General features: G+C 61.5%; 24 protein-coding genes. 20 read left to right on the top strand and 4 right to left on the bottom strand.

Translation table 11 applies throughout. From position 1 onward, the window contains the following. The first annotated feature begins 79 nt into the window (after nucleotides 1-79). Nucleotides 80-676: a glutathione S-transferase family protein gene (locus BBJ66_RS23615; RefSeq protein ID WP_071090250.1), complete on the top strand. Its 597-nt coding sequence runs from the start codon at nucleotides 80-82 to the stop codon at nucleotides 674-676. A 76-nt stretch (nucleotides 677-752) separates the two neighbouring features. Here BBJ66_RS23615 and BBJ66_RS23610 read toward each other — a convergent pair whose 3' ends face one another. Next, complete coding sequence (locus BBJ66_RS23610) at nucleotides 753-1,388, bottom strand: outer membrane protein (RefSeq protein ID WP_049733954.1); 636 nt, start codon at nucleotides 1,386-1,388, stop codon at nucleotides 753-755. A 365-nt stretch (nucleotides 1,389-1,753) separates the two neighbouring features. On the opposite strand from BBJ66_RS23610, the gene BBJ66_RS23605 reads away from it, so the two are divergent. The 5 genes from BBJ66_RS23605 to BBJ66_RS23585 all read left to right on the top strand — a co-directional run bounded on the left by BBJ66_RS23605 (nucleotide 1,754) and on the right by BBJ66_RS23585 (nucleotide 6,262). Continuing rightward, nucleotides 1,754-2,521 (top strand): SDR family oxidoreductase, encoded by a 768-nt coding sequence (locus BBJ66_RS23605; protein ID WP_071090247.1) that lies wholly within the window; start codon nucleotides 1,754-1,756, stop codon nucleotides 2,519-2,521. Continuing rightward, on the top strand, nucleotides 2,518-4,560 hold the full coding sequence (gene uvrC, locus BBJ66_RS23600; RefSeq protein ID WP_071090244.1) for an excinuclease ABC subunit UvrC: 2,043 nt from the start codon (nucleotides 2,518-2,520) through the stop codon (nucleotides 4,558-4,560). The genes BBJ66_RS23605 and uvrC overlap by 4 nt, the downstream gene beginning before the upstream one ends. 205 nt (nucleotides 4,561-4,765) lie before the next feature. After that, entirely contained in the window at nucleotides 4,766-5,356 is a 591-nt protein-coding gene (gene pgsA, locus BBJ66_RS23595) for a CDP-diacylglycerol--glycerol-3-phosphate 3-phosphatidyltransferase (protein ID WP_003587473.1), read from the top strand. Then, nucleotides 5,353-5,607, top strand: a complete 255-nt coding sequence (gene moaD, locus BBJ66_RS23590; RefSeq protein ID WP_009992132.1) for a molybdopterin converting factor subunit 1 — start codon at nucleotides 5,353-5,355, stop codon at nucleotides 5,605-5,607. Before pgsA ends, moaD begins: the two co-directional genes overlap by 4 nt. A gap of 193 nt (nucleotides 5,608-5,800) precedes the next feature. Further along, nucleotides 5,801-6,262, top strand: coding sequence for a molybdenum cofactor biosynthesis protein MoaE (locus BBJ66_RS23585; protein ID WP_071090240.1), 462 nt, complete (start codon nucleotides 5,801-5,803; stop codon nucleotides 6,260-6,262). A 10-nt stretch (nucleotides 6,263-6,272) separates the two neighbouring features. On the opposite strand, the gene BBJ66_RS23580 is transcribed toward BBJ66_RS23585, so the two are convergent. Next, nucleotides 6,273-7,169, bottom strand: coding sequence for a branched-chain amino acid ABC transporter permease (locus BBJ66_RS23580; RefSeq protein ID WP_071090237.1), 897 nt, complete (start codon nucleotides 7,167-7,169; stop codon nucleotides 6,273-6,275). 65 nt (nucleotides 7,170-7,234) lie between these two features. Between BBJ66_RS23580 and BBJ66_RS23575 the strand changes: the two genes are divergently transcribed. Together BBJ66_RS23575 and BBJ66_RS23570 are read left to right on the top strand one after the other, a co-directional pair. Further along, nucleotides 7,235-7,780, top strand: a complete 546-nt coding sequence (locus BBJ66_RS23575; RefSeq protein ID WP_071090234.1) for a CGNR zinc finger domain-containing protein — start codon at nucleotides 7,235-7,237, stop codon at nucleotides 7,778-7,780. Further along, entirely contained in the window at nucleotides 7,777-8,280 is a 504-nt protein-coding gene (locus BBJ66_RS23570; RefSeq protein ID WP_049733948.1) for a hypothetical protein, read from the top strand. The genes BBJ66_RS23575 and BBJ66_RS23570 overlap by 4 nt, the downstream gene beginning before the upstream one ends. A gap of 85 nt (nucleotides 8,281-8,365) precedes the next feature. On the opposite strand, the gene ndk is transcribed toward BBJ66_RS23570, so the two are convergent. After that, complete coding sequence (gene ndk, locus BBJ66_RS23565) at nucleotides 8,366-8,788, bottom strand: nucleoside-diphosphate kinase (protein WP_003574140.1); 423 nt, start codon at nucleotides 8,786-8,788, stop codon at nucleotides 8,366-8,368. A 483-nt stretch (nucleotides 8,789-9,271) separates the two neighbouring features. Here ndk and BBJ66_RS34630 point away from each other — a divergent pair, with 483 nt between their 5' ends. After that, the gene (locus BBJ66_RS34630; protein ID WP_128146108.1) at nucleotides 9,272-9,571 is read left to right on the top strand and encodes a hypothetical protein; all 300 of its coding nucleotides are present in this window, start codon (nucleotides 9,272-9,274) and stop codon (nucleotides 9,569-9,571) included. Nucleotides 9,572-9,638: 67 nt separating this feature from the next. Here the strand turns inward: BBJ66_RS34630 and BBJ66_RS23560 are convergent, their stop codons facing one another. Beyond that, nucleotides 9,639-10,328 carry a glutathione S-transferase family protein gene (locus BBJ66_RS23560; protein WP_049733947.1) on the bottom strand — a complete coding sequence of 230 codons (690 nt, stop codon included), beginning with the start codon at nucleotides 10,326-10,328 and terminating at the stop codon, nucleotides 9,639-9,641. A 138-nt stretch (nucleotides 10,329-10,466) separates the two neighbouring features. Between BBJ66_RS23560 and BBJ66_RS23555 the strand changes: the two genes are divergently transcribed. From BBJ66_RS23555 to BBJ66_RS23505, 11 genes are all read left to right on the top strand, one after another. Then, nucleotides 10,467-10,976, top strand: coding sequence for a DinB family protein (locus tag BBJ66_RS23555; RefSeq protein WP_049733946.1), 510 nt, complete (start codon nucleotides 10,467-10,469; stop codon nucleotides 10,974-10,976). Between the two features lie 144 nt (nucleotides 10,977-11,120). After that, the gene (locus BBJ66_RS23550; protein WP_071090231.1) at nucleotides 11,121-12,170 is read left to right on the top strand and encodes a GGDEF domain-containing protein; all 1,050 of its coding nucleotides are present in this window, start codon (nucleotides 11,121-11,123) and stop codon (nucleotides 12,168-12,170) included. A gap of 154 nt (nucleotides 12,171-12,324) precedes the next feature. Beyond that, a complete protein-coding gene (locus tag BBJ66_RS23545) occupies nucleotides 12,325-14,208 on the top strand; it encodes an ABC-F family ATP-binding cassette domain-containing protein (protein WP_071090581.1) in 1,884 nt (627 codons plus the stop codon). Between the two features lie 177 nt (nucleotides 14,209-14,385). After that, a complete protein-coding gene (locus BBJ66_RS23540) occupies nucleotides 14,386-15,228 on the top strand; it encodes a polysaccharide deacetylase family protein (RefSeq protein WP_071090228.1) in 843 nt (280 codons plus the stop codon). Between the two features lie 135 nt (nucleotides 15,229-15,363). Beyond that, nucleotides 15,364-15,948: a TetR/AcrR family transcriptional regulator gene (locus tag BBJ66_RS23535; RefSeq protein ID WP_071090225.1), complete on the top strand. Its 585-nt coding sequence runs from the start codon at nucleotides 15,364-15,366 to the stop codon at nucleotides 15,946-15,948. A 110-nt stretch (nucleotides 15,949-16,058) separates the two neighbouring features. Next, nucleotides 16,059-16,889, top strand: coding sequence for a transporter substrate-binding domain-containing protein (locus BBJ66_RS23530; protein WP_071090222.1), 831 nt, complete (start codon nucleotides 16,059-16,061; stop codon nucleotides 16,887-16,889). A gap of 26 nt (nucleotides 16,890-16,915) precedes the next feature. After that, on the top strand, nucleotides 16,916-17,662 hold the full coding sequence (locus tag BBJ66_RS23525) for an amino acid ABC transporter permease (RefSeq protein ID WP_049733941.1): 747 nt from the start codon (nucleotides 16,916-16,918) through the stop codon (nucleotides 17,660-17,662). Beyond that, a complete protein-coding gene (locus BBJ66_RS23520; RefSeq protein WP_049733940.1) occupies nucleotides 17,659-18,450 on the top strand; it encodes an amino acid ABC transporter permease in 792 nt (263 codons plus the stop codon). Before BBJ66_RS23525 ends, BBJ66_RS23520 begins: the two co-directional genes overlap by 4 nt. A 4-nt stretch (nucleotides 18,451-18,454) precedes the next feature. Continuing rightward, nucleotides 18,455-19,240, top strand: a complete 786-nt coding sequence (locus BBJ66_RS23515; RefSeq protein WP_049733939.1) for an amino acid ABC transporter ATP-binding protein — start codon at nucleotides 18,455-18,457, stop codon at nucleotides 19,238-19,240. 9 nt (nucleotides 19,241-19,249) lie between these two features. Continuing rightward, nucleotides 19,250-20,608 carry an MmgE/PrpD family protein gene (locus BBJ66_RS23510; RefSeq protein WP_071090219.1) on the top strand — a complete coding sequence of 453 codons (1,359 nt, stop codon included), beginning with the start codon at nucleotides 19,250-19,252 and terminating at the stop codon, nucleotides 20,606-20,608. Nucleotides 20,609-20,622: 14 nt separating this feature from the next. Beyond that, nucleotides 20,623-21,927 carry an LLM class flavin-dependent oxidoreductase gene (locus BBJ66_RS23505; RefSeq protein WP_071090216.1) on the top strand — a complete coding sequence of 435 codons (1,305 nt, stop codon included), beginning with the start codon at nucleotides 20,623-20,625 and terminating at the stop codon, nucleotides 21,925-21,927. Nucleotides 21,928-21,930: the final 3 nt, after the last annotated feature.

Raw genomic sequence — 21,930 nt, 5'->3', positions numbered from 1 at the left:
AAATCGATTCCGATTTTCGGGGTTATGCGCTAGCGTCGGGAATAGTCCGCCGCAGTTTCACAAACTCATCAGGTATCCCATGAAGCTCCTTTGGTCGCCGCCCTCCCCCTATTCCAGCAAGGTGCGGATGGCCGCGCATTTCCTGGACATCGATTTGAACGCCATCCGGGTCGACACCAATACCGCGCCGGCGATGCTGGTGGAGAACAATCCGCTCGGCAAGATCCCGACGCTGCTGACCGATGACGACGCCTCGGTCTTCGACAGCGTGGCGATCATGCATTTCTTCGACCGGCTGGCGAAGGGCAAGCTCTATCCTTCGAAGAAGGGCAAACGCACGGATGCGGACGTCCTGGAATCACTCTGCGACGGCATCTGCGATTGCCTGCTGGCGATCATGTATGAGCGGCGTTTTCGCGATGAGGAAAAGATCCATCAGCCCTGGATCGACCGGCAATGGAAGAAGGTGATGAGCGGGCTTGCGCATCTCAACGCCAAGCCGCCGAAACTGGGCAAGAAACTCAACGGCGGGCATTTTGCCCTGGCCGCGACGCTCGGCTATCTCGATCTGCGCTTCAAGGGCCAGTGGGAAGCCGATCATGCGCCGCTGATCGACTGGCTGGCGCAATTCGAAAAGAAATTCCCCGCCTATCAGCAACTCAAGACCCAGGCCTGAGCGCCTGGCAACGACAAGCAAGCAGCAAAAAGCCGGGCGACGTGCCCGGCTTTTCCATGCTTGGATAATTCTGTTCTTAGAACTTGACGCCGATACCGAGCTTGACGCTGTTCTCGTCGTAACCGCGCGAGAAGCTGCCGGAGTCGAGGTCGTAATCCTTGCTCTGGTAGTCGGTGTAGCGATATTCCAGGCGCGTCGTGATGTTGTTGGTCACGAAGGCTTCGACACCGGCGCCGACCGTATAGCCGTAGTTCGTCTTGCTTTCGTCCGAAGTGCCGTCGGAAACCTTGACGTTGCCGAGGGCAAGACCGGCCGTGCCGTAGAGCAGGAAGGGGTTCATGTCGTAGCCGACGCGGCCACGGACGGAGCCGTTCCAGCCATACTTGTTCTTGACGCCGCCCGAGGAAACGTCGTCGCCGCTGTAGCCGAGATCGGATTCAACGCCATAAACGATCTGGCCCTGCTGCCAGTTGTAGCCGGTGAAGACCTGGCCGCCGAAACCATAAGTGTGGCGGTCGGAACCGAAGTCACCCATGTTGTAGGTGCCGGCGCCGCCGAGGTAAAAACCTTCCCAGCTGCCGGCCGGCTTGACCGGAGCGTCCTGGGCGACCGGTGCTTCCGGAACCTGGTCGACGGCATCGGCCGCCTGAGCTGCCGAGACGCCCGCAATTGCAAAAACGGAGGCCATGAGGCCAGCAATGAGTACACGCATACTTAGTCTCCTTTCAGTCCCGCACCGCTTGTCATCTGTCTATCAGTGAAGCATTGGCGGGATATTGCCAGATGTCCCTTCCGGATCGAGACTGAAATTGGAACTCAAATGCGGATTTGAAAGAGCCAAATTGTGATATCATTGTGGCTGCCACATGGCCGAAATTCGATGTTGCTTCGAAGCAACATACAATTCATTAACCTTACTGAAGGGTTAAACTGAAAATACTTAATTTAAGAAATCGCATTCTTAAATAATACATAGAATATCCCGACCTTGGATGCAACCGCAATGGCCTATTTATATAATCTCCGCCCGCCCCTATATAGTCGGCAGACAGACTCGCGGGATTAGAAGGCAGGATTTTGAACCACAAAAGACTTCGCTCGGCCCTTGTAACAGGGGCTGCTAAAAGAATAGGCCGGGCAATCGCCGAAGACCTTGCTGCAAATGGCTTTTCCGTTGCGATTCACGCGAACGGCTCCCTCCGTGAAGCCGAAGAGTTGGCGGCGGAATTGCGGCAGAAGGGATTTCGGGCGATCGCGCTCAAGGCCGACCTTACCAATATCGGCGCAACCGGCGAGCTCGTGAAAAGAGCGTCGGAAGCTCTCGGGCCGATCGACCTGCTCGTCAACAACGCCTCTATTTTTCACCAGGATTCGGCCCGCAGTTTCGATGCACAGGCATGGTCGCAGCATTTCGACATCCATGTGCGGGCGCCGTCGATCCTTGCCGCAGCCTTTGCCGAACAACTGCCCGATGATGCGACCGGGCTGATCGTCAACATCATCGACCAGCGGGTCTGGGCGCTCAATCCCGGCTTCTATTCCTATACGCTGTCGAAGGCCGCACTCTGGACGGCGACACAGACGATGGCGCAGAGCTTTGCGCCGAAGCTGCGCGTCAACGCCATCGGCCCCGGTCCGACGGTGCGCAGCGCGCGGCAATCGGAAGAGGACTTCCAGGCTCAGATCGACGGGCTTATCATGAAAGCGGGGCCGGGATTCGGCGAGTTCGGACAGACGATTCGCTTTCTCTTCGACACGCCCTCGATCACCGGCCAGATGATTGCCCTCGACGGCGGCCAGCACCTCGCCTGGCAGACGCCCGATGTGGCGGAGATTACGGAATGAACGGACGAAAGCTGCCGGATGGCGGCGTTCTCTACGACGATACGGATGAGAGCGAAGACGAGATCGAGGTGGAAGGCGACGTTTCCGCCGCTGCGCCGCTTGCGGCTGCGGTCGACTGGAACGCCGGCAGCCTCAACGAGACCGGACTCATCGGCGCCGAACTGATCGGTGAATTCGTCAAGCGGCTGCCGAACAGCCCCGGCGTCTACCGCATGTTCAATGCCGAAGGCGACGTGCTCTATGTCGGCAAGGCGCGGAGCCTGAAGAAACGTGTCGGCAATTACGCCGTCGGCCGGGTGCATTCCAACCGCATCGCCCAGATGGTGCGCCAGACGGCGAACATGGAATTCGTGACGACGCGCACGGAAACCGAAGCGCTGCTGCTGGAAGCGAATCTGATCAAGCGCTTGCGGCCGCGCTTTAACGTGCTGCTGCGCGACGACAAGTCCTTTCCCTATATTCTCATCACCGGGGATCACCGGGCGCCGGCCATTTTCAAGCATCGCGGCGCGCGGGCCAGAAAGGGCGATTATTTCGGACCCTTCGCTTCGGCCGGCGCGGTCGGGCGCACGATCAATTCGCTGCAGCGCGCCTTCTTGATCCGCACCTGCACCGACAGCGTCTTCGAAACGCGCACGCGACCCTGTCTGCTCTACCAGATCAAGCGCTGTTCCGGGCCGTGCACCCACGAGGTCAGCGACGGGGGATACAGCGAACTGGTGCAGGAGGCGAAGGACTTCCTCTCCGGCAAGAGCCAGAAGGTGAAGTCGCATATGGCCGAGGCGATGAACCAGGCGGCCGAGGATCTCGACTTCGAGCGGGCGGCGATCTATCGCGACCGCCTGGCGGCACTTTCGCATGTGCAGAGCCATCAGGGCATCAATCCGGCCGGCGTCGAGGAGGCTGACGTTTTCGCCATCCATCATGAAGGCGGCGTCTCCTGCATTCAGGTGTTCTTCTTCCGCACCGGCCAGAACTGGGGCAACCGCGCCTATTTCCCCAAGGCCGATCCGCAGCTTTCCGGCGCCGAAGTGCTGAATGCCTTCCTCGCGCAATTCTACGACGACAAGCCGGTGCCGAAGCAGATCATGCTGTCGGAAACGATCGAGGAAATGGAACTGCTCGCAGCAGCCCTCGGCGAAAAAGCCGGCCACAAGGTTTCGATCCTGGTGCCGCAGCGCGGCGAGAAGCGCGATCTGGTCGACCATGTCGTCGGCAATGCCCGCGAGGCGCATGGGCGCAAGCTTGCCGAAACCGCGTCGCAGTCGCGGCTGCTCGAAGGTTTCAAGGACACGTTCGGGCTTGCCTACGCGCCGCAGCGCATCGAGATCTACGACAACTCCCATATCATGGGCACCAATGCCGTCGGCGGCATGGTGGTCGCGGGGCCGGAAGGTTTCGTCAAGAACCAGTACCGCAAGTTCAACATCAAATCGACCGACATCACGCCCGGCGACGACTTCGGCATGATGAAGGAGGTGATGACGCGGCGCTTCTCGCGGCTGATCAAGGAGGAAGGCATTCCCGACCGGACGGCGCAGGCGGGCGCTGCCGACGCCGCCGACATGCCGTTCCCGGCCTGGCCGGATGTGATCCTCATCGACGGCGGCCAGGGGCAGATGACCGCGGTGCGCGCCATCCTGACCGAGCTCGGCATCACCGACAGCGTGACGGCGATCGGCATCGCCAAAGGCGTCGACCGCGATGCCGGGCGCGAGCGCTTCTTCCCGCCGGGACGCGAGAGTTTCACCCTGCCGCCGCGCGATCCGGTGCTCTATTTCGTCCAGCGCATGCGCGACGAGGCGCATCGTTTCGCCATCGGCTCGCACCGGGCCCGGCGCAAGAAGGAAATGGTCAAGAACCCGCTCGACGAGATCGGCGGCATCGGCCCGTCGCGCAAGCGTGCGCTGCTTCAGCATTTCGGCACGGCGAAAGCGGTTTCGCGCGCCGCCCTCTCCGACCTGATGGCGGTGGAAGGCATCTCCGAAGCCGTCGCCAGGCAGGTCTACAACCATTTCCACGACGACGCCGCGAAATAACCGGCGTCCGTCGCAAATTCCACGCAAAGGCAGTGAAAAGACAGAAAGAATGTTGACGGTCCGCGGTCAAAGCCGTCATCTACCGCATCGGCCCGAAAATCGGACTCGATTATCAGGAAAGTACGATGCGTCGGTTCAAAGTGTTACAGCGTCCTGAAAAGACGCGCGGCGCTGTAGCGGTGCATCCATTCAGAGAAACGATCCCATGGCATCGCGTGCGTACAGCATCCCCAACCTTCTGACCTACGGCCGCATCCTGGCCGTGCCGCTGATCGTTCTCTGCTTCTTCATCGAAGGCAGGCTTTCGATCAGCAACACGGCGCGCTGGGTGGCGCTGTGGATCTTCGTCATCGCCTCGATCACCGATTTCCTCGACGGCTATCTCGCGCGCATCTGGAACCAGACGTCGAATATCGGCCGCATGCTCGATCCGATCGCCGACAAGCTGCTGGTCGCCTCGATCCTGCTTCTGGTCGCAGCCGACCAGACCATCGCCGGCTGGTCGATCTGGGCAGCGATCACCATTCTCTGCCGCGAGATCCTGGTGTCCGGCCTGCGCGAATATCTGGCGGCGCTGAAGGTCAGCGTGCCGGTGACGCGGATCGCCAAGTGGAAGACGACGCTGCAGCTCGTTGCCATCGCCTTCCTGCTCGCGGGACCCGCCGGCGACGAGATTTTCCCCTATACGACGCAGACCGGCATCGCGCTGCTGTGGATCGCCGCACTGCTGACCATCTATACCGGCTATGATTATTTCCGCGCCGGGCTGAAACATATCGTGGACGATGAAGAATGACGCGGCTTGTCTATTTCGCATGGGTGCGCGAACGCATCGGCAAGGGTGAGGAGGAGATCGACCTTCCCTCCTCCGTCGTCACCGTTGCGGATCTTCTGAATCATTTGAAGACGCTGGGCGAAGAATATGAGGCCGCACTTCAATATCCCGAGGTAATCAGGGTGGCGCTCGACATGGAGCATGTCGAGCATGACGAGCCGATTTCGGGCGCGCGGGAGATTGGGATTTTTCCGCCGATGACGGGGGGGTGAGCGAGATGAGGTCGGGCGCGGCATGCTCCCCCTTCTCCCCTCGGGGAGAAGGTGCCCGAAGGGCGGATGAGGGGGCCGCCGGGAACAAGGCTGCCCTTCGCTTGCGCTCAGTGCGTTCGCGGCTTTTGCCGCTCACCCCCCTCATCTGTCCTTCGGACATCTTCTCCCCGCTGGGGAGAAGGGGGAGGTTGCATTGACCCTCCCCCCCACCATCCGCGTCCAGCGTGAAGACTTCGACCTGCAGACCGAGGTCGACCGCCTCTCCAAGGGCAAACCCGGCGTCGGCGCCATCGTCACCTTCTCCGGCCTCTGCCGCGATGACGGCGGCACGCTCGCAGCGCTCGAACTCGAACATTACCCCGGCATGGCCGAAGCCGAGATGACCCGGATCGGCGAACTCGCCATTACACGTTTCGGGCTGCTAGGGCTGACCGCCATCCATCGTTACGGCAAGCTCGCCGTCGGCGAGAATATCGTGCTCGTCGTCGCGGCCGCGCCGCACCGGCAGGCGGCGTTCGACGGCGCCAATTTCGTCATGGATTTCCTGAAAACCGCGGCCCCCTTCTGGAAGAAGGAGCACGGTACGGATGGCGCCGCCGGCGACTGGGTCTCGGCGAAAGACGCCGACGATGCGGCGCGCGACAAGTGGAAATGACTGGCTACGTCTAAAGAACCACGCGCTCCCTGCGGCTCATGACCAGCAATAGGACGAGCAGCGAGAAGATGACGAGATCGCGCCAGACGAAGGGGCCATAGGCGCCCCAGAGGGTTTCGACCACGGCGAGCCCGGCAGCACCGCCGGCTGAGCGCAGCGGGTCGGAATAGCCGCCGACGGCTGATATCAGCAGCACTTTCAGCCCGAACATCAGGCCGGCGCCAAAATCCATCGAGCCGTAATAGAAGGTGGCGAGGATGCCGCAGATTGTGGCGACGAGGGCGGCTGCCGCATAAGCGACGAGAAAAACGCGGTCGGCGCTGGTGCCGCAGAGTTCGGCGGCCAGCGGATCGTCGGTGACGGCGCGCCAGATGCGGCCCCAGGCCGTGCGCCTGAGGATCAGCGTGCCCATAGCGACGATGGCTGCCATCAGCGCCGTGTCGATCAGTTGGATATAAGTCAGCGTCACCTTGAACGGGCCGTCGCTCCAGAAGACGACCGCGCCGTTCAGGAACGGCGGCAGCCAGATGGCGCGGGTATCGGCGGCAAGCCGGGCAGTTTCCATCAGCACGATCATGATACCGAGGGCTGCGACGATCACCGTATTCGGCGATTTGCTGACCAGCGGCAGCATGATCGAGCGGCCGATCCACAGGCCCGCTGCCAGCGAATAGACGATCGCAGCGCCGGCGCCGACGGCAAGGGCCGCCGGCAGCACCAGCCAGAAGCGGTTGAAGGCAAGCTCGGTGAAGAGCAGCAGGATCTGGCCGGAGAAGGCGAAGATCGCTCCATAGGTGATGTCGGCCCGCTTCATCACCCCGAAGGCGACGGCATAGCCGAAGGCGAGAGCGGCATAAAGGGCCGCAAGCGGAACCGCATTCGCCAGTTGCTGCAGAAGGTAGGCCATTCCATGCACTCCGCTTCAGCAAAATTATAACTGGTAAAACCCATTTCACCAGTTATAATTTCATCATGAGCTTTTCCTGGACCCCTCACCGCTTTGCCGGCGGCGCACTGGCGCTCGATGTCGCCAACAGCGTCGTCCTGCGCGACGATGCAACGCGGCGGATCGACCGCTTCGCGGTCAGGGACCAGATGCGGGACTTTCCGCGCGCCGCTGCCGAATTCTGCGCCGAACGGGCTCTCTTCGGCGATATCGCGCCGGTGGCGGCGGAAAACGAAACGGATTTCATCGCGCTGCGGGAAGCAATCGACCGCTATTTCCGCCAGCGTATACTGGATGGCGGCGACGACCAATTGCTGGCCGGACTGCTGGACGCGCTGGCGAAGGTGCTGCGCGAGGCAGGCCCCAGCAGCTTGGCCGCTGCGACCGCCCATTCGGTGCTGCGGCTGATCGCCATGCCGGATCCGGAGCGGATGAAGATCTGCAGCAATTGCGGCTGGCTGTTCATCGACCGCAGCAAGAACAGAAGCCGCGCCTGGTGCGACATGGCGGTCTGCGGCAACCGCGCCAAGGCGAACCGGCACTACCGCCGCAAGAAGGAGGAAATTCCATGAGGAAACATCTGATCCTGACGGCAGCAACAATCGGCCTGCTGCTGTCAGCCTGCCAGCGCCAGGCTGAAAACCTGGTCGAGGTCACCGGCCATCTCTTCGTCTTCAACTATCGGGTGGCGAGCGCCACCTATCTGCTGACGCTGAAGAAGACCGGTCCCATTCCCGACGGTTCTCTCATCATCGCCGAATTCGAAAATCCTCAAGGCGGCGCGCCGCTGGTGCTGAACCAGAAGATCTATCCGATCGACAACAAGATCGCGCTGCAGAGCGAAAACCTGCACTGCGTGCGCAAGGACCGGCCCTATTCCGTCAGTGTCCGGCTGGTCGACAAGGACGGCAAGGTGCTGCAGGAATTGAAGACCGAATTCCGCTCCGACCTCGATCAGACCGTGCTGCCGAGCAAGCCGCTCGTCGTCGGCGCGCTTTACGACAAGAATCCTGAGGTCTTCAAGCCTGACGGCAGCGTCGATTTCTCGAACACCGACAAGTGCCCGGCATAGATGTCAGGCATAGAAAAAGCCGGGGCGAGGCCCCGGCTTTCGAGAGTCAATTCAAGGCATTGCGAGCCAATGCCGAAGCGTGGCCTCAGCCGACGACTTCGGTATCGGAGAACCAGTACTTGATTTCCTGGGCAGCCGTCTCAGGAGCATCCGAACCGTGAACGGAGTTTTCGCCGATCGACAGGGCGTGAACCTTGCGGATCGTGCCTTCGTCGGCGTTTGCCGGGTTGGTCGCGCCCATGATTTCGCGGTTCTTGAGGATGGCGCCTTCGCCTTCCAGAACCTGAACGACGGTCGGGCCGGAGGTCATGCCTTCGACGAGTTCGCCGAAGAAGGGACGATCCTTGTGAACGGCGTAGAAGCCTTCGGCTTCGCGGCGGCTCATCCAGACGCGCTTGGAGGCGACGACGCGCAGGCCGGCATCTTCGAGCATCTTGGTGATGGCGCCCGTCAGGTTGCGCTTGGTTGCATCCGGCTTGATCATCGAGAAGGTGCGTTCAATCGCCATAGTCAAATCCTCTGTTTTCTCGGGAAAAGTGGGCGGTCTTTACCCGCCCCAACGCCCGAAAACAAGGGGTCGGCGGCAATTTCACGCCGCTGTCACAGTCCGGCGCGGGTTTGGCGACGATCGAGACATCTTGTAGCTGTAGCGCGCAAATTCGAATGACACTTCGCGCAAGATCGAATGGCAACAGAAACTGCCGCGCCCTGAGGGTTATGTAAGGGCGGTGCCGAACTTCCGCTAAAAGCGAATGCAGCCTCAGATAACCTCATATTCCAGCCAGGCATTCGCTGAAAGACCCGCTGTCGAAATCATTTTCTTCTTAGGTTGCTGGATACAACTAATGGCCTCTAGGACAGTGTGAAGCAAGGTTTAACCTGGCTGACCATTTTTGGTCTCTTTCCATGACCAACGTTACCTGCGATTTACGAGCATTTCACAAGCTGTTACTCGGTGCGCTGGGGTTGCGAGGTGCTTGGGGGGCGAAAAGTGTCGTATTCGCAGGAAATCGATAAGCTTCTGACTGCTATTGCTGCAGAAGGAGGCCGTGTTACTGGTATCGGTCTTGCAGATGATGACGTCGTCAAAGCGGCAGCAGATCTCGGATTGATAGATGTTGCCACCGGCGATGCGTGGACCCTCGTCGATACCGTATCGCTCACGCCTCGGCAGCGCTTGGAAATGGGCCTGCCGCCCATCGTTCGAAAGCCTTCCATTTTCGCTTCGGCAGCAAACGCGATCGTATCGTTGGTAGGCCGTGTCTTCGGAAAACCTAGCCCGCTACGCTAACTCCCAGATCCGCGTTGATGATGTGGCGGCACCTGAACGTCAATTAAACACAGCCACCGCAGCAATTTCACGCCGCTGTCATAGTCCGGCCGCGGCTTTCATGGAGATCGAGGCAGCGTTCGAACCAGGCCAGGACGGGATCGTCGGCTGCCAGCATGGCGAGACCGGTGCAGACGCGCAGCCATTGCAGCGCGCCGAAGACGATATAATCGGCAAAGAGCGGTGTCTGCCCGCCGATGAAGGGCTGAAATTTCAGCATGTGCCGGAGCGGCTCCAGCTTGGCGCCGAAGGCGACCTTCTCCGCCTCGCTGTCGGCAGCAACGGCGTCAAACGATTTGCCGAGACGAGCTTCCCGGCTTTGGCGGAAATAGGCCTTGTCCCCTTCGTCGAGGATCGCATGGATGTCGAGAAGGGCAATGCGGGTGATCGCCGGATGGATGATCATCTGCGAATAGCCCTCGACCAGGCGCGACAGCGCCTTGCCGCCCTCGCCGCCAAACAGCGACGGCCGCTCGGGATAGGCCTCTTCCAGATAGAGGGCGATGGCGAAACTGTCGGGGATCAGCCGGCCGTTGTCGTCGAGCACGGGCAGAGTCGGCGAGACACCGCCGCCGATTTCGCCGATGCGGGCGTAGGTCGTCGGAATCTCCTCGAAAGCGAGCCCCTTATGCGCCAGCGCCATCACCGCCTTCCAGCAATGGGGCGAGAAGAGGTGCTGCTTGTCGGCGCCGCACAGGGAATAGAGGGCTCTGGTCATGGCAGTCCTTTCGAGATCGAAGCGCTGCGCATTCCACGACAGAAAACGGCTGCGATCAAATCAGGAAATTTCATGGCCCCATCACTCGGATTTCTCGGGAAACTGGCTAGACTGCCGCAATCACGACAGGGGGACCGAATGCTCCGACATTACAGGATGTTTGCCGCCTATAACCGCTGGGCCAACGCCCAGATCTACGCTGCGGCGGCCGAGCTCAGCGACGCCGAATTCCGCAGCGACCGCGGCGCCTTTTTCGGGTCACTGCACCGCACGCTCAATCATCTGCTCGTCGCCGACCGGATATGGATGAAGCGCTTCACCGGCACCGGCGAGGCGCCGGCGACACTGGATGCCGTTCTCTATGAAGAACTGGATGCGCTTGCCGTGGCACGCAGCGCGGAGGACGAGCGGATCATTGCCTGGACGGGCATGCTTGACGAGGCAAGCCTTGCCGCCGACTTCACCTATGTGCCGGTGACGCAGCCGATCGAAATCACCCAGCCATTGCAGCCGGCGCTTGCGCATCTCTTCAACCACCAGACCCATCATCGCGGCCAGTGCCACATGACGCTGACGGCGCTCGGCAAGCCGAGCCTCAGCCTCGATCTCATCTATTTCCTGCGCAGCGAGGGCCGCGAGTGGATGTGAGGCAGCCTGCGTCATCAAGACCGCATTAACCGCCTTTGCCGGTTTCGCCGCGAATCCAGGGCTTTCCGCCCCAAAATTCAACCTCTTTTAAAGCCTTGCAGGCATAGCGGAATGAAGGGAAAAGCCGGGCTGCGAGGGATTGTCATGCAGAATGCAAGCGCAAACACTTTGGTGCCGCGCGAGGCGGCGCACCCGACGCCTATGGCCGACATTCAGAGGATCGCCCAGCACCTGGCGCGGCTGAACGTTGCGGCGCTGCCGCGCAACTACGAACTCTTTCATGAGGCGATCATCGGGCTCAATGCCGGTCTTGCCCAGGATATCGCAGCACTCGGGCCGCAGCCGCAACAGGCGATGCTCGACGAACTCGGATTGAAATACCGCCTTGTCGGCCATTGCGGTCTGGCCGGCGAGACGTCGCGCAACGAGGCGAGCCGGATGCTGCGCGAGGTGGCGAAGAGGCTTGCCGAGGGGCTGCGGCACAAAGACGCCTTTGCGCGCGCCTGCGGTACGATCCTGAAATCGGTTTCCGGCAACGACAACCAGAGCCTTGCCGCCTTCCTCGGCGAGGTCGATTATCTCTCCGCCTCGCTGGCCACGGTGCTGTCGGCGGAAACGGAGATCGCGGCTAAGCTGCAGGACGACATCAAGAGGCTGGAAACGCTGGAGCGCGGCATTTCGGCGATGCAGTCGGCCGCCGTCGCCGACCGGATCACCGGACTTCCGAACCGCATCGCGCTGCACCGCGAGATCGCCGATCTCTATGAGCGCGAAGAAGGTTTCGCCGGCAGCGCGCTTGTTATGGTCGACATCGACAATTTCACCGATCTCAACGACAGATACGACACCCAGGCCGGCAACAAGCTCTTGAAGAAGCTCGCAGCCCTCTTCCGCAAATCGGTCAAGAAGAACGACTTCGTCGCCCGCACCGAGGCGGACGAATTCGCTTTCCTGTTTGCCAATGTCGGCATGCAGGATGCGATGACGATCGCCGAGCGCCTTCGTGCTTCCGTCGATGACAATCTGGTCTTCGCGACCTCCGACAGGGCCGATCGCGGCAGGCTGACCATCTCGGTCGGCGTCGCACTCAGCACGGACGCGGCAACGCCCGGACAGTTGCAGGCCAATGCCCGCGTGGCGCTTCTCGCCGCGCAGACGAACCCCCGCCAGCCGGTGCAGGCTTTCGGCCACTGAAGGCGCGGACAGCGCGCCGCCGGACGGACAAGCAAGCTTGCCGTGGGACAAGCAAGCTTGCCGTGGGACAAGCAAGCTTGTCAGCGCACAAGCAAGCTTGGCGTAGGGATAAGTGCTCTTGCCTTGGCGGGCGCTTTCAGCCAAAACGCCGGCCATGATCACGCTCACCGATATTTCCGCCCGCATTGCCGGGCGCCTGCTTCTCGACAATGCCAGCATTTCGCTGCCTTCGGGCACGAAGGCGGGGCTGGTCGGGCGCAACGGCGCCGGCAAGTCCACGCTGTTTCGCGTCATTACCGGCGACCTCGGCTCGGAGACCGGATCGGTGTCGATCCCCAAGGCGGCGCGCATCGGCCAGGTGGCGCAGGAAGCACCGGCGACCGAGCAATCCCTGATCGAGATCGTGCTTTCAGCCGACAAGGAACGCGCGGCCCTCGTGGCCGAGGCGGAAACGGCGACCGATCCGCACCGCATCGCCGAAATCCAGATGCGCCTTGTCGATATCGACGCGCATTCGGCCGAGGCGCGCGCCGCGAGCATTCTTGCCGGCCTCGGCTTCGACCAGGCGGCGCAAGCCCGCCCCGCCTCTTCCTTCTCAGGCGGCTGGCGCATGCGCGTGGCGCTTGCCGCCGTGCTGTTTTCCGAGCCGGACCTGCTGCTGCTCGACGAACCCACAAACTATCTCGACCTCGAAGGCACGTTGTGGCTGGAAGACTATGTCCGCCGCTATCCGCACACCGTCATCATCATCAGCCACGACCGCGACCTCCTGAACAACGCAGTCAACGCAATCGTCCATCTCGACCAGAAGAAGCTGACCTTCTATCGCGGCGGCTACGACCAGTTCGAGCGGCAGAAAGCGGAAGCCGACGAGCTGCAGACCAAGGCCAAGGCCAAGAACGATGCGGCGCGCAAACATCTGCAGGGCTTCATCGACCGGTTCAAGGCCAAGGCTTCCAAGGCCCGGCAGGCGCAATCGCGCGTCAAGGCGCTCGAGCGCATGGGAACGGTTGCCGCTGTCATCGAGGACCACGTACAGCCGATCACCTTTCCCGAGCCGGAAAAGCAGCCGGCCTCGCCGATCGTTGCGATCCAGAGCGGCGCCGTCGGCTACGAGCCCGGCAATCCGATCCTGAAGAACCTCAACCTGCGCATCGACAATGACGACCGCATCGCCCTGCTCGGCTCGAACGGCAACGGCAAATCGACCTTCGCCAAATTCATCTCCGGCCGGCTTGCGCCGGAAAGCGGCGAAGTGAAGCTGGCGCCGAGCCTGAAGATCGGTTTCTTCGCCCAGCATCAGCTCGACGACCTCATTCCCGAGCAATCGCCGGTCGAGCATGTGCGCCGGCTGATGCCCGGCGCGCCGGAGCCCAAGGTGCGCGCCCGCGTCGCCCAGATGGGGCTTGCCACAGAGAAGATGGCGACCGCCGCCAAGGATCTTTCCGGCGGTGAAAAAGCCCGGCTGCTGATGGGGCTCGCCGCCTTCAATGCGCCCAACCTGCTGATCCTCGACGAACCGACGAACCATCTCGATATCGACAGCCGCCGGGCGCTGATCGAGGCGCTGAACGATTACGAAGGCGCCGTCATTCTGATCTCGCATGATCGCCATCTGATCGAGGCGACGGTCGACCGGCTGTGGCTGGTCAATGGCGGAACGGTGACGACCTTCGAAGGCGACATGGACGAATACCGCGACCTGATCGTCACATCCGGTAAAAAAAAAGAAGAAAAGCTGCAGCTGACTGAGGATGCAACGTCGAAGGCCGACCAGCGCAAGCTCAATGCCGAACGTCGCGCCTCGCTGACGCCGCTCAAGAAAAAGATCAACGAAATCGAATCCTTGACGGCGAAGCTGGAGAAACAGATTCAGGCGCTTGACGCGGAACTTGCAGATCCCGCCCTTTACGAAAAGACGCCCGCCAAGGCGGCCGAGAAAGCAAAGCAGCGCGGCGAGGCTGCGGCCAAGCTGGCTGCCGCCGAGGAAGACTGGCTGATGCTTTCGGCCGAATACGAAGAAGCCATGGCGGGATAGCCACATCCTTAGAGCATGATGTCGCCCGAAAACCGCTGACACTTTTCGGCATCATGCTCCGTCCAAAGCGTGGCGAAGTGCCGCGCATCGGCACAATTCCGGCCACCATCAACCAATCGTTAACCATAATTCGAAAGGTTGTCTCAACATTCGTTACCGATTTGTTGAGCCCTTTCGATGTATCGCTTTTTCATTCTGTCCTGCATGGCCCTCACGGCCACCCTGTCCGCCTGCAGCACCACCAAACAGGCTCCGGATACATCGATCAAGACCTCCTCGGTAATTGCGCCCGCGGAGCGGAAACTCACCTATGCCGGCGACGATGCGCCGCCGCGCATGACCGGCTGGCACCATCTGGCCGGACGGACGCTGGAGGTCTCCTCGCTCGGCGATCTCAAGCTGCAGGACAAGGAAGTGATCCTGAGCTTCGACGACGGCCCGATCCCCGGCCGGACCGACAAGGTGCTGGCAATCCTCGACCAGTTCGGCGTCAAGGGCGCCTTCATGATGGTCGGCGAAATGGCCGAAATGCATCCGACGCTGGCCCGCAAGGTCGCCGAGGACGGCAACACGATCGGCAGCCACACCTATGACCACGCCGATCTGACTTCGCTTGATTTCGACGCGGCGATGGCCGAGGTGATCAAAGGCGAATTGGCGGTGACCAAGGCGACGGGAACCGACGTCTCCTTCTTCCGCTTCCCCTATCTTGCCGAAAGCCACAGGCTGCGTGCCGCCATCGCCATGCGGGATCTGGTGGTCATGGATGTCGATATCGACAGCAAGGACTATTTCGCCATCACGCCGGCCTCCGTGACGCAGCGGACGATGGACCTGCTGCACAAGCGCGGCCGCGGCATCATCCTGATGCATGACATCCACAAACGCACGGCAACGATGCTGCCGACCCTGCTCTCGGAACTCGAAGCCGAAGGCTACAAGGTGGTGACGCTGAAGTTCAAGAAGACGCAGGCGCCGAACAATCTCGTCGCCTCGGCCGATTTCGTGACCACGCGTTAGACGAGAGGCCAATCAACGGCGTCTCGCGCGGAGGATTTTTCAAAGGTCGCAGGTATTTGAAAAAATAAAATCTATAAAAACGATCGTGATAGTGATCTTTTCGAGAAAGAACGTTCCTTCTCTCACCGGTCACCGATGCCTTTCAAAACTGCCCAATTGTCGACCCGCGGAAGAATAATCGATGCGATCAGCGACCTTTTCTACCGGCGCGGCACCTATCTGGTCGGCATCGACGAAATCGTACGGGAATTAAAAATCGCCCGCGCCACTCTCTACCGTCATTTCGACGGCAAAGAGGGTCTCATCGTCACCTATCTCAGTCACCGCCATGCCTTGGTCAGCGATCGGCTGGAGCAACTGGTCGCTGGCAAAAGCGGTGCGTCGGCCATTTTTGCGATCTTCGACAGCCTGGCCGACAAGACACGCAGCGAAAGCTTCCGGGGCTGCGCCTTCCTCATTGCGGTGACCGAAAACCCCGGCTCGGCAGCGATCCAGGACGTGGCGCGCATGCATAAGGTCTTTCTTCGCGAACTCTTCGGGCGGCTTGTCCAGCAAGGCCCGACACACGACGAGGTCAGCGAGCAATTGCTTGTTGTCTACGAAGGGGCGCTTGCCGCATCGGTCCTGCGACCGGAAGCGAGGGCGGCGGAGATTGGCCGAAAGGCGGTCGCGGCTCTTCTTCATGCCGGCGGTTTCAGTGCATCCGGAGACGAGGCATGAGCGAGATCATCCCGGAAGCGGCCACCTCATCGCCGGCCTTTTCGATGTCATCCGGCTCTCTCTTTTCCATCCCTGTCTTTCCTTCCTTCGTTTCGTAATGGAGCTCAAACATGTCACATAAAATTCTGCCAAAGGCGCTTTTCGCCGTGTCGATTTCGCTGCTGGCCGCAACGCAGGCATTCGCGGACGCCACGCTTGATCGCATTAAAGCCCGCGGCACCCTCACCGTCGGCGTCATCCTGTCCGGCGCGCCGTTCGGCTATATCGATCCGACGTCGCAAACGCAGAAGGGATACAATCTCGATATCGCCAAAGCGCTGGCCGACGATCTCGGCGTCAAACTCGAGACCGTCACCGTCACGCCGCCGAACCGGGTGCAGTTTCTCCAGCAGGGCAAGGTCGATATTCTGATTGCCAACATGCAATACACCGAAGATCGCGCCAAAATCCTCGACTGGGTGCCAACGCCGTACGACCGCAGCGGCGGTGCCGCCGTCGGACGCAAGGACAGCGGCCTGAAGGATTGGGCAGATCTCAAGGGAAAGCCGGTCTGCGTTTCGCAAGGGTCGAACTACACCCAGCCGCTGATCGAAAAATACGGCGCCGAGGTAAAAGGCCTGCCGAGCCAGCCGGAGTCGCTGCTGGCGCTGCAGGGGGGCAATTGCGTGGTCGCGGTGCATGTCGGCGCAACCCTTGGCCTGCTGCTGCAGGATCGCCCTGAGGACTGGAAGGACTACGCCATTCTCTTCCCGACGGAACTGATCCCGTCCGATTCCGTCATCTGGGTTCGAAAAGGCGAAAAGGAAACGGCCGAGGTACTCGATAAGACGATCCGGCAGCTTCATACCTCCGGAAAGCTGCTGGAGTTTGCCAAGGCGAACAGGCTCAGCAACACCGAATATCTCGAGCAGGAGCGCAACACCCTGTCAGCCAGCAAATAAGACGGCGCGCGCACTGGTAGATCGACATGTGGAATAGCGGCATAACCAGCCTGTTTGTCGACCTGACGAACAGGCTCGGCCTGAATTACGAGTTTCTGGCAACCGGCTACGAGGCTGAGATATGGCGTGACGGTTTCATAACCACGCTCTATCTGATCGCCTTACTGATCCCGGTCAGCCTGATTGCCGGACTGCTGTTTGCTGCCTGCCTGACATCAGGCAGGCTCTGGCTCTCGGCGCCGGTGCGCGCCTTCGTGGAGATCACCCGAAACACGCCGACGCTGGTGCAACTGATGTTCAGCTTCCTCGTCCTCAATACCTTCGTGTCGAACCTTGTCGGCGGCGCGCAGAACAATCCGTTGACGCCGTTCTTCTGGGTGGTGGCGGTGGTCGGGCTGCACATTGCCGCCTTGCATGCCGAGGCGATCCGCGCCGGCATCGAAGCGGTTCCGGCCTCGACCGTGGAAGCGGCGCGCGGCATCGGCTTCAGCAAGCTGCAGATCCTTCGTTACGTCGAAATTCCCCTGGCGTTCCGGGCGTCGCTGCCGGCGATGATCAACAACCTCATCAACCTGGTGAAACTGACGACGGTGGGCAATGCGATCGCGGTCAGCGAGATTACCTATGCCTCGATCATGGTGTGGACACAGCGCGACAATGTGTTGTCGTTGATGATCGTCATCCTGCTGTTCTTCAGCATCATCAATCTCGTCATCGCCCGCGTCGGCCTGTGGGTGGAACGCAAGCTCGCCGTTCCGGGATATGGCCTATGACGACGGTGGCGCTTTCCGAGCCGCGCAAGAGCGGCCACCTGCTGCGCAATATCGGCTTCGCAGCACTCCCGGCCGTCATTCTCCTTTGGTCGCTGGCCGATCTCACCCTGGGGCGCGAACTGGCGGAGTGGATCCCGTATCTCGCCTCCGGTTTCCTGATGAACGTCGTCATCAGCCTCAGCGCGATGACACTCGGAACAATGGTCGGAATCATATTCGGCATTCTTCAACTGGTGCCCTACAGGCCGGTGCGCTACCCGGTCGTCGCCTATGTGCAGGCCTTCCGCAATGCCCCGCATCTCGTGCTGATTTTCGCCACGACTTACATCTTTCCCTTCGAGATCGTCGTGTTCGGCAATTACCTGCCCTTCCCCGACTGGCTGAAGGCGGTGATCGGGCTTGCCATACCGGCCAGCGCCTATGTGGCCGAAATCACCCGTGGCGCCATCCTTTCCATCCCGACCACGCAATGGGAAGCGGCAAAAGGGCTTGGTTTTTCTCGCAGCCAAGCGCTGCGCTGGATCATTCTACCGCAATGCCTGCGGCGCTCGCTGCCGCCATGGATGAACATATTGGCCTCCATCACCATGGGCACGTCGCTTGCCTCGCTGGTCGGCGTGCATGAACTCTTACATGCGGCAACCGATGCCAGCACGGCGGTGCGCCGGCTCGATTTCACGATCATCGCCTATATCGTGGTGATGGCCGCCTTTTTCACGCTTTGCTACCCGATCGCCCGCCTGACCCGACGCCTCGAGCGGCGCTTCAACGCGGCCTCCAGGATTTGAGACGATGAACGCAAAAAGCGACGACACGATCGTGCGACTGGAAGACGTGCACCTTTCCTTCGGTCAGACCGAGGTGCTGAGGGGCATCGAACTGACCGTCAACAGAGGCAATGCGGTTTCCATCATCGGCCCATCCGGCTCGGGAAAGTCGACGATCCTGCGCTGCATCAACGCACTGGTGACGCCGCAGCGCGGCCGCATCACGGTCGGCGGCACCCGCGTCGACCAGCTGGCCACGGAAAGCGAGCGCATTGCGCTGCGCAAGCGCGTCGGCATCGTCTTTCAGCAATATAATCTTTTTCCTCACCTGACGGTTCTGGACAATATCGTGTTGGCCCCGACCCGCATCCTCGGCGTCGCGCGGGACAAGGCAGAAAAACTTGCGCGCGAACTGCTTGAAAAGGTGCGGCTCTCCGAAAAAGCAGGCGCCTATCCCGGCCAGCTTTCCGGCGGCCAGCAACAGCGCGTGGCGATTGCCCGCGCGCTGGCGATGAAGCCGGAACTGGTGCTGTTCGACGAAGTGACCTCGGCGCTCGACCCCGAGACTGTCGGCGAAGTGCTGTGGGTGATCCGCGACCTCATCCGCGACGGCATGACCAGCATCCTGGTGACCCATGAAATGCGCTTCGCCGAGGAGATCAGCGACACCGTCGTCTTCACCGAGAACGGACGCATCGTCGATCACGGCTCCCCCGAAGAAATATTCCATACGTTCGACAATCCCCGTATCCGCCAATTCGTCGGCGGCCTAGCCGGCGGGCGCGGAATGGAGCGCGGCGAAGGCATCTAGGATATTGTCATGACGAGAACATTCGCACCGCTAACCTCGGCATTCGCGCAGGCGATCATCTCCTCGGACCCGTCGAAGGATCCCGCGGCGATGGACGCGGCCCGCCTGGCGATCATCGATTTTCTCGCCTGCGCGATTGCCGGCGCCCGCGACAAGACGACCGGCCTTCTGGCCGATGCCGTCGGCGCCGATCTGCCGGGTGAGGCGATCCTGATTGGAAGCCCGCGCCGAACCGATCCGCTGGCGGCTGCGGTCGTCAACGGCTATGCCGGTCATGTGCTCGACTATGACGACGTGCATGCAAGCGTACGTGGCCATCCAACGACGGTGATCGTTCCGGCGCTGCTGGCGTTGGCCGCCGGGCGCGCGTTTTCCGCGGAGGCGCTGGTCGCCTCCTATATCGTCGGGCTCGAAGCCATGGCGCGGCTGGGATTGTCGCTCGGCTCGAAACACTACGAGAAGGGTTTCCATGCCACGGCAACGCTCGGCACGATGGGCGCGGCAGCCGCAATTGCCCATCTCAAGCGCGCCTCTGCGGACGAGACCACCATTGCACTGGGCCTTGCAGCAACGCAGTCCTCCGGCCTGCGGCTGCAGTTCGGCAAGGACGCCAAACCATTTCATGCCGGCATGGCGGCGCGATCCGGTCTGTTGTCGGCGCGATTGGCTGCGGCGGGTTTTGGCGGCGCGTCCGATTTTCTCGACAATCCGGTCGGCTTCCATTCGGTTTTTGCCTTCGGCGCGGAACGCCTGTCCGCCTTGACCGAGAACTGGGGCTCACCCTGGCAGATCGTCGCGCCCGGGCTGACGCTGAAGGCCTATCCCTGCTGCACCGCCAGCCATCCGGTCGCTTCTCTCGGCATCGACCTCAACCGCGAAGGCCTGCGCGCAGACGCAATCGAGCGCATCACCTTCACCTATCCCCCCGGTGCCGATGCAGCCTTGGTGGTGAGCGAGCCCACCAACGGGATCGAGGCCCGCTTCAGCCCGGAATATGTGTTCGCGGCGGCCCTGATCGACGGCGCCTTGCGGCTCGATCACTTTGACGGGCAGCCGGTCGAGCCACGTCTGATGGCGCTCGCCAAGCGCACCGGCCGCCGCCATGACGAGGCCGCGCCGCGCATGTCGAGCGATCCACAGACCCGCTTCGTGATCGTCGATATCGCGCTTGCCGACGGCAGCACGATACAGCGCCGTTTCGACGGCCTGCCGGGGCTGACCAATCCGACGGAAAAATTTCGTGGCGCGACCGGTCGTCATCAGGCCTTCGCCGACATCCCCTCGCTCGTCCGGACAATGCACAGCACCGCCGACCTTGCCCAACTCCTGGCGCTGCTCAACCAAGACGCCGCCCAAGACCTCGTTTGACGAAAGATTTTGCCATGACCCGCAAGAGAGAAATCCATCTGGGCCTGTTCCTGCAAGGGGCAGGCCACCACGTATCCGGCTGGCGTCATCCTAACGCCGAGGCGGGAAGCGAGAATTTCAACCTGTTGAAGCGCGTGTCTGAGATCGCTGAAGCGGCGAAATTCGATATGGTCTTCCTGGCCGATGGATTGACCAGCGGCATCGATGCGCATCCCTCGACGATCGCCCGTTTCGAACCGCTGACGCTGCTTTCGGCGCTGGCCGTGGTGACCGACAAGATCGGCCTGGCGGCAACGGCTTCGACGACCTACGGCGAGCCCTACCACACCGCCCGCGCCTTCGCCTCGATCGACCATCTGAGCCATGGCCGCGCCGCCTGGAATATCGTCACGACCTCCTATGCCCGCACGGCGAACAATTTCTCCAAAGCCCATCCCGAGCATGACGAGCGCTACGCCGTGGCCGAGGAATTTGTCGACGTCGTGCGCGGGCTCTGGGACAGCTGGGACGACGATGCCTTCGTCAAGGACAAGCAGAGCGGCGTCTACGCCGACCCGGCCAAGCTCCGTGTCCTCGATCACAAGGGCAAGTATTTCTCCGTCAAGGGTCCGCTGAATATTCCGCGTGCACCGCAGGGCCGCCCGATCCTGATCCAGGCCGGCTCGTCCGGACCGGGCCAGGATCTTGCCGCCCGCACCGCCGACGTGGTGTTCACCGCGCAGCAGAGCCTCGAAGAGGCGCAGGCTTTTTACAGAAGCCTCAAGGAGCGTGTCGCTCGTTTCGGGCGCCAGCCGGACGACGTCGCCGTCATGCCTGGTTTTCTGCCGGTAATCGGCCGCACGGCCAAGGAAGCCGCGGACAAACTTGCAGAACTCGACAGGTGGACGGACATCAAAAGCGCCATGCCGCTTCTGGAAGAACGCATCGGCCACAGCCTGGCCGAATACGATCTCGACGGCCCCCTGCCCGATCTGCCGATCTCAGATCAGTTGCGCAGCCGCGCCGAACTGCTGACGGCGCTGGCAAGGCGCGAGGATCTGACCATCCGGCAGCTGGCGCTGCGCGTCGCCGCCGGCCGCGGCCATCATATCGTCCTTGGCACGCCGGTCGAAATCGCCGACAGGATGCAGCAATGGTTCGACAGCCGCGCCGCCGATGGCTTCAACGTCATGCCGCCCTTCTTCCCCGGAGGCCTGGAAGACTTCACGCAGCTGGTGGTGCCGATCCTGCAGGAGCGCGGCCTGTTCCGCAGGGAATATGGCGGCTCAACCCTTCGCGAGCATCTCGGCCTGACGCGGCCTGCGCCAATTTCGCCCTAACTC

The sequence above is a fragment of the Rhizobium sp. RSm-3 genome, assembly GCF_001854685.1.
Lineage (GTDB): Bacteria > Pseudomonadota > Alphaproteobacteria > Rhizobiales > Rhizobiaceae > Rhizobium > Rhizobium ecuadorense.
Note: the sequence above shows the minus strand (reverse complement) of the source record. Positions and strands in the feature narration are given on the sequence as shown.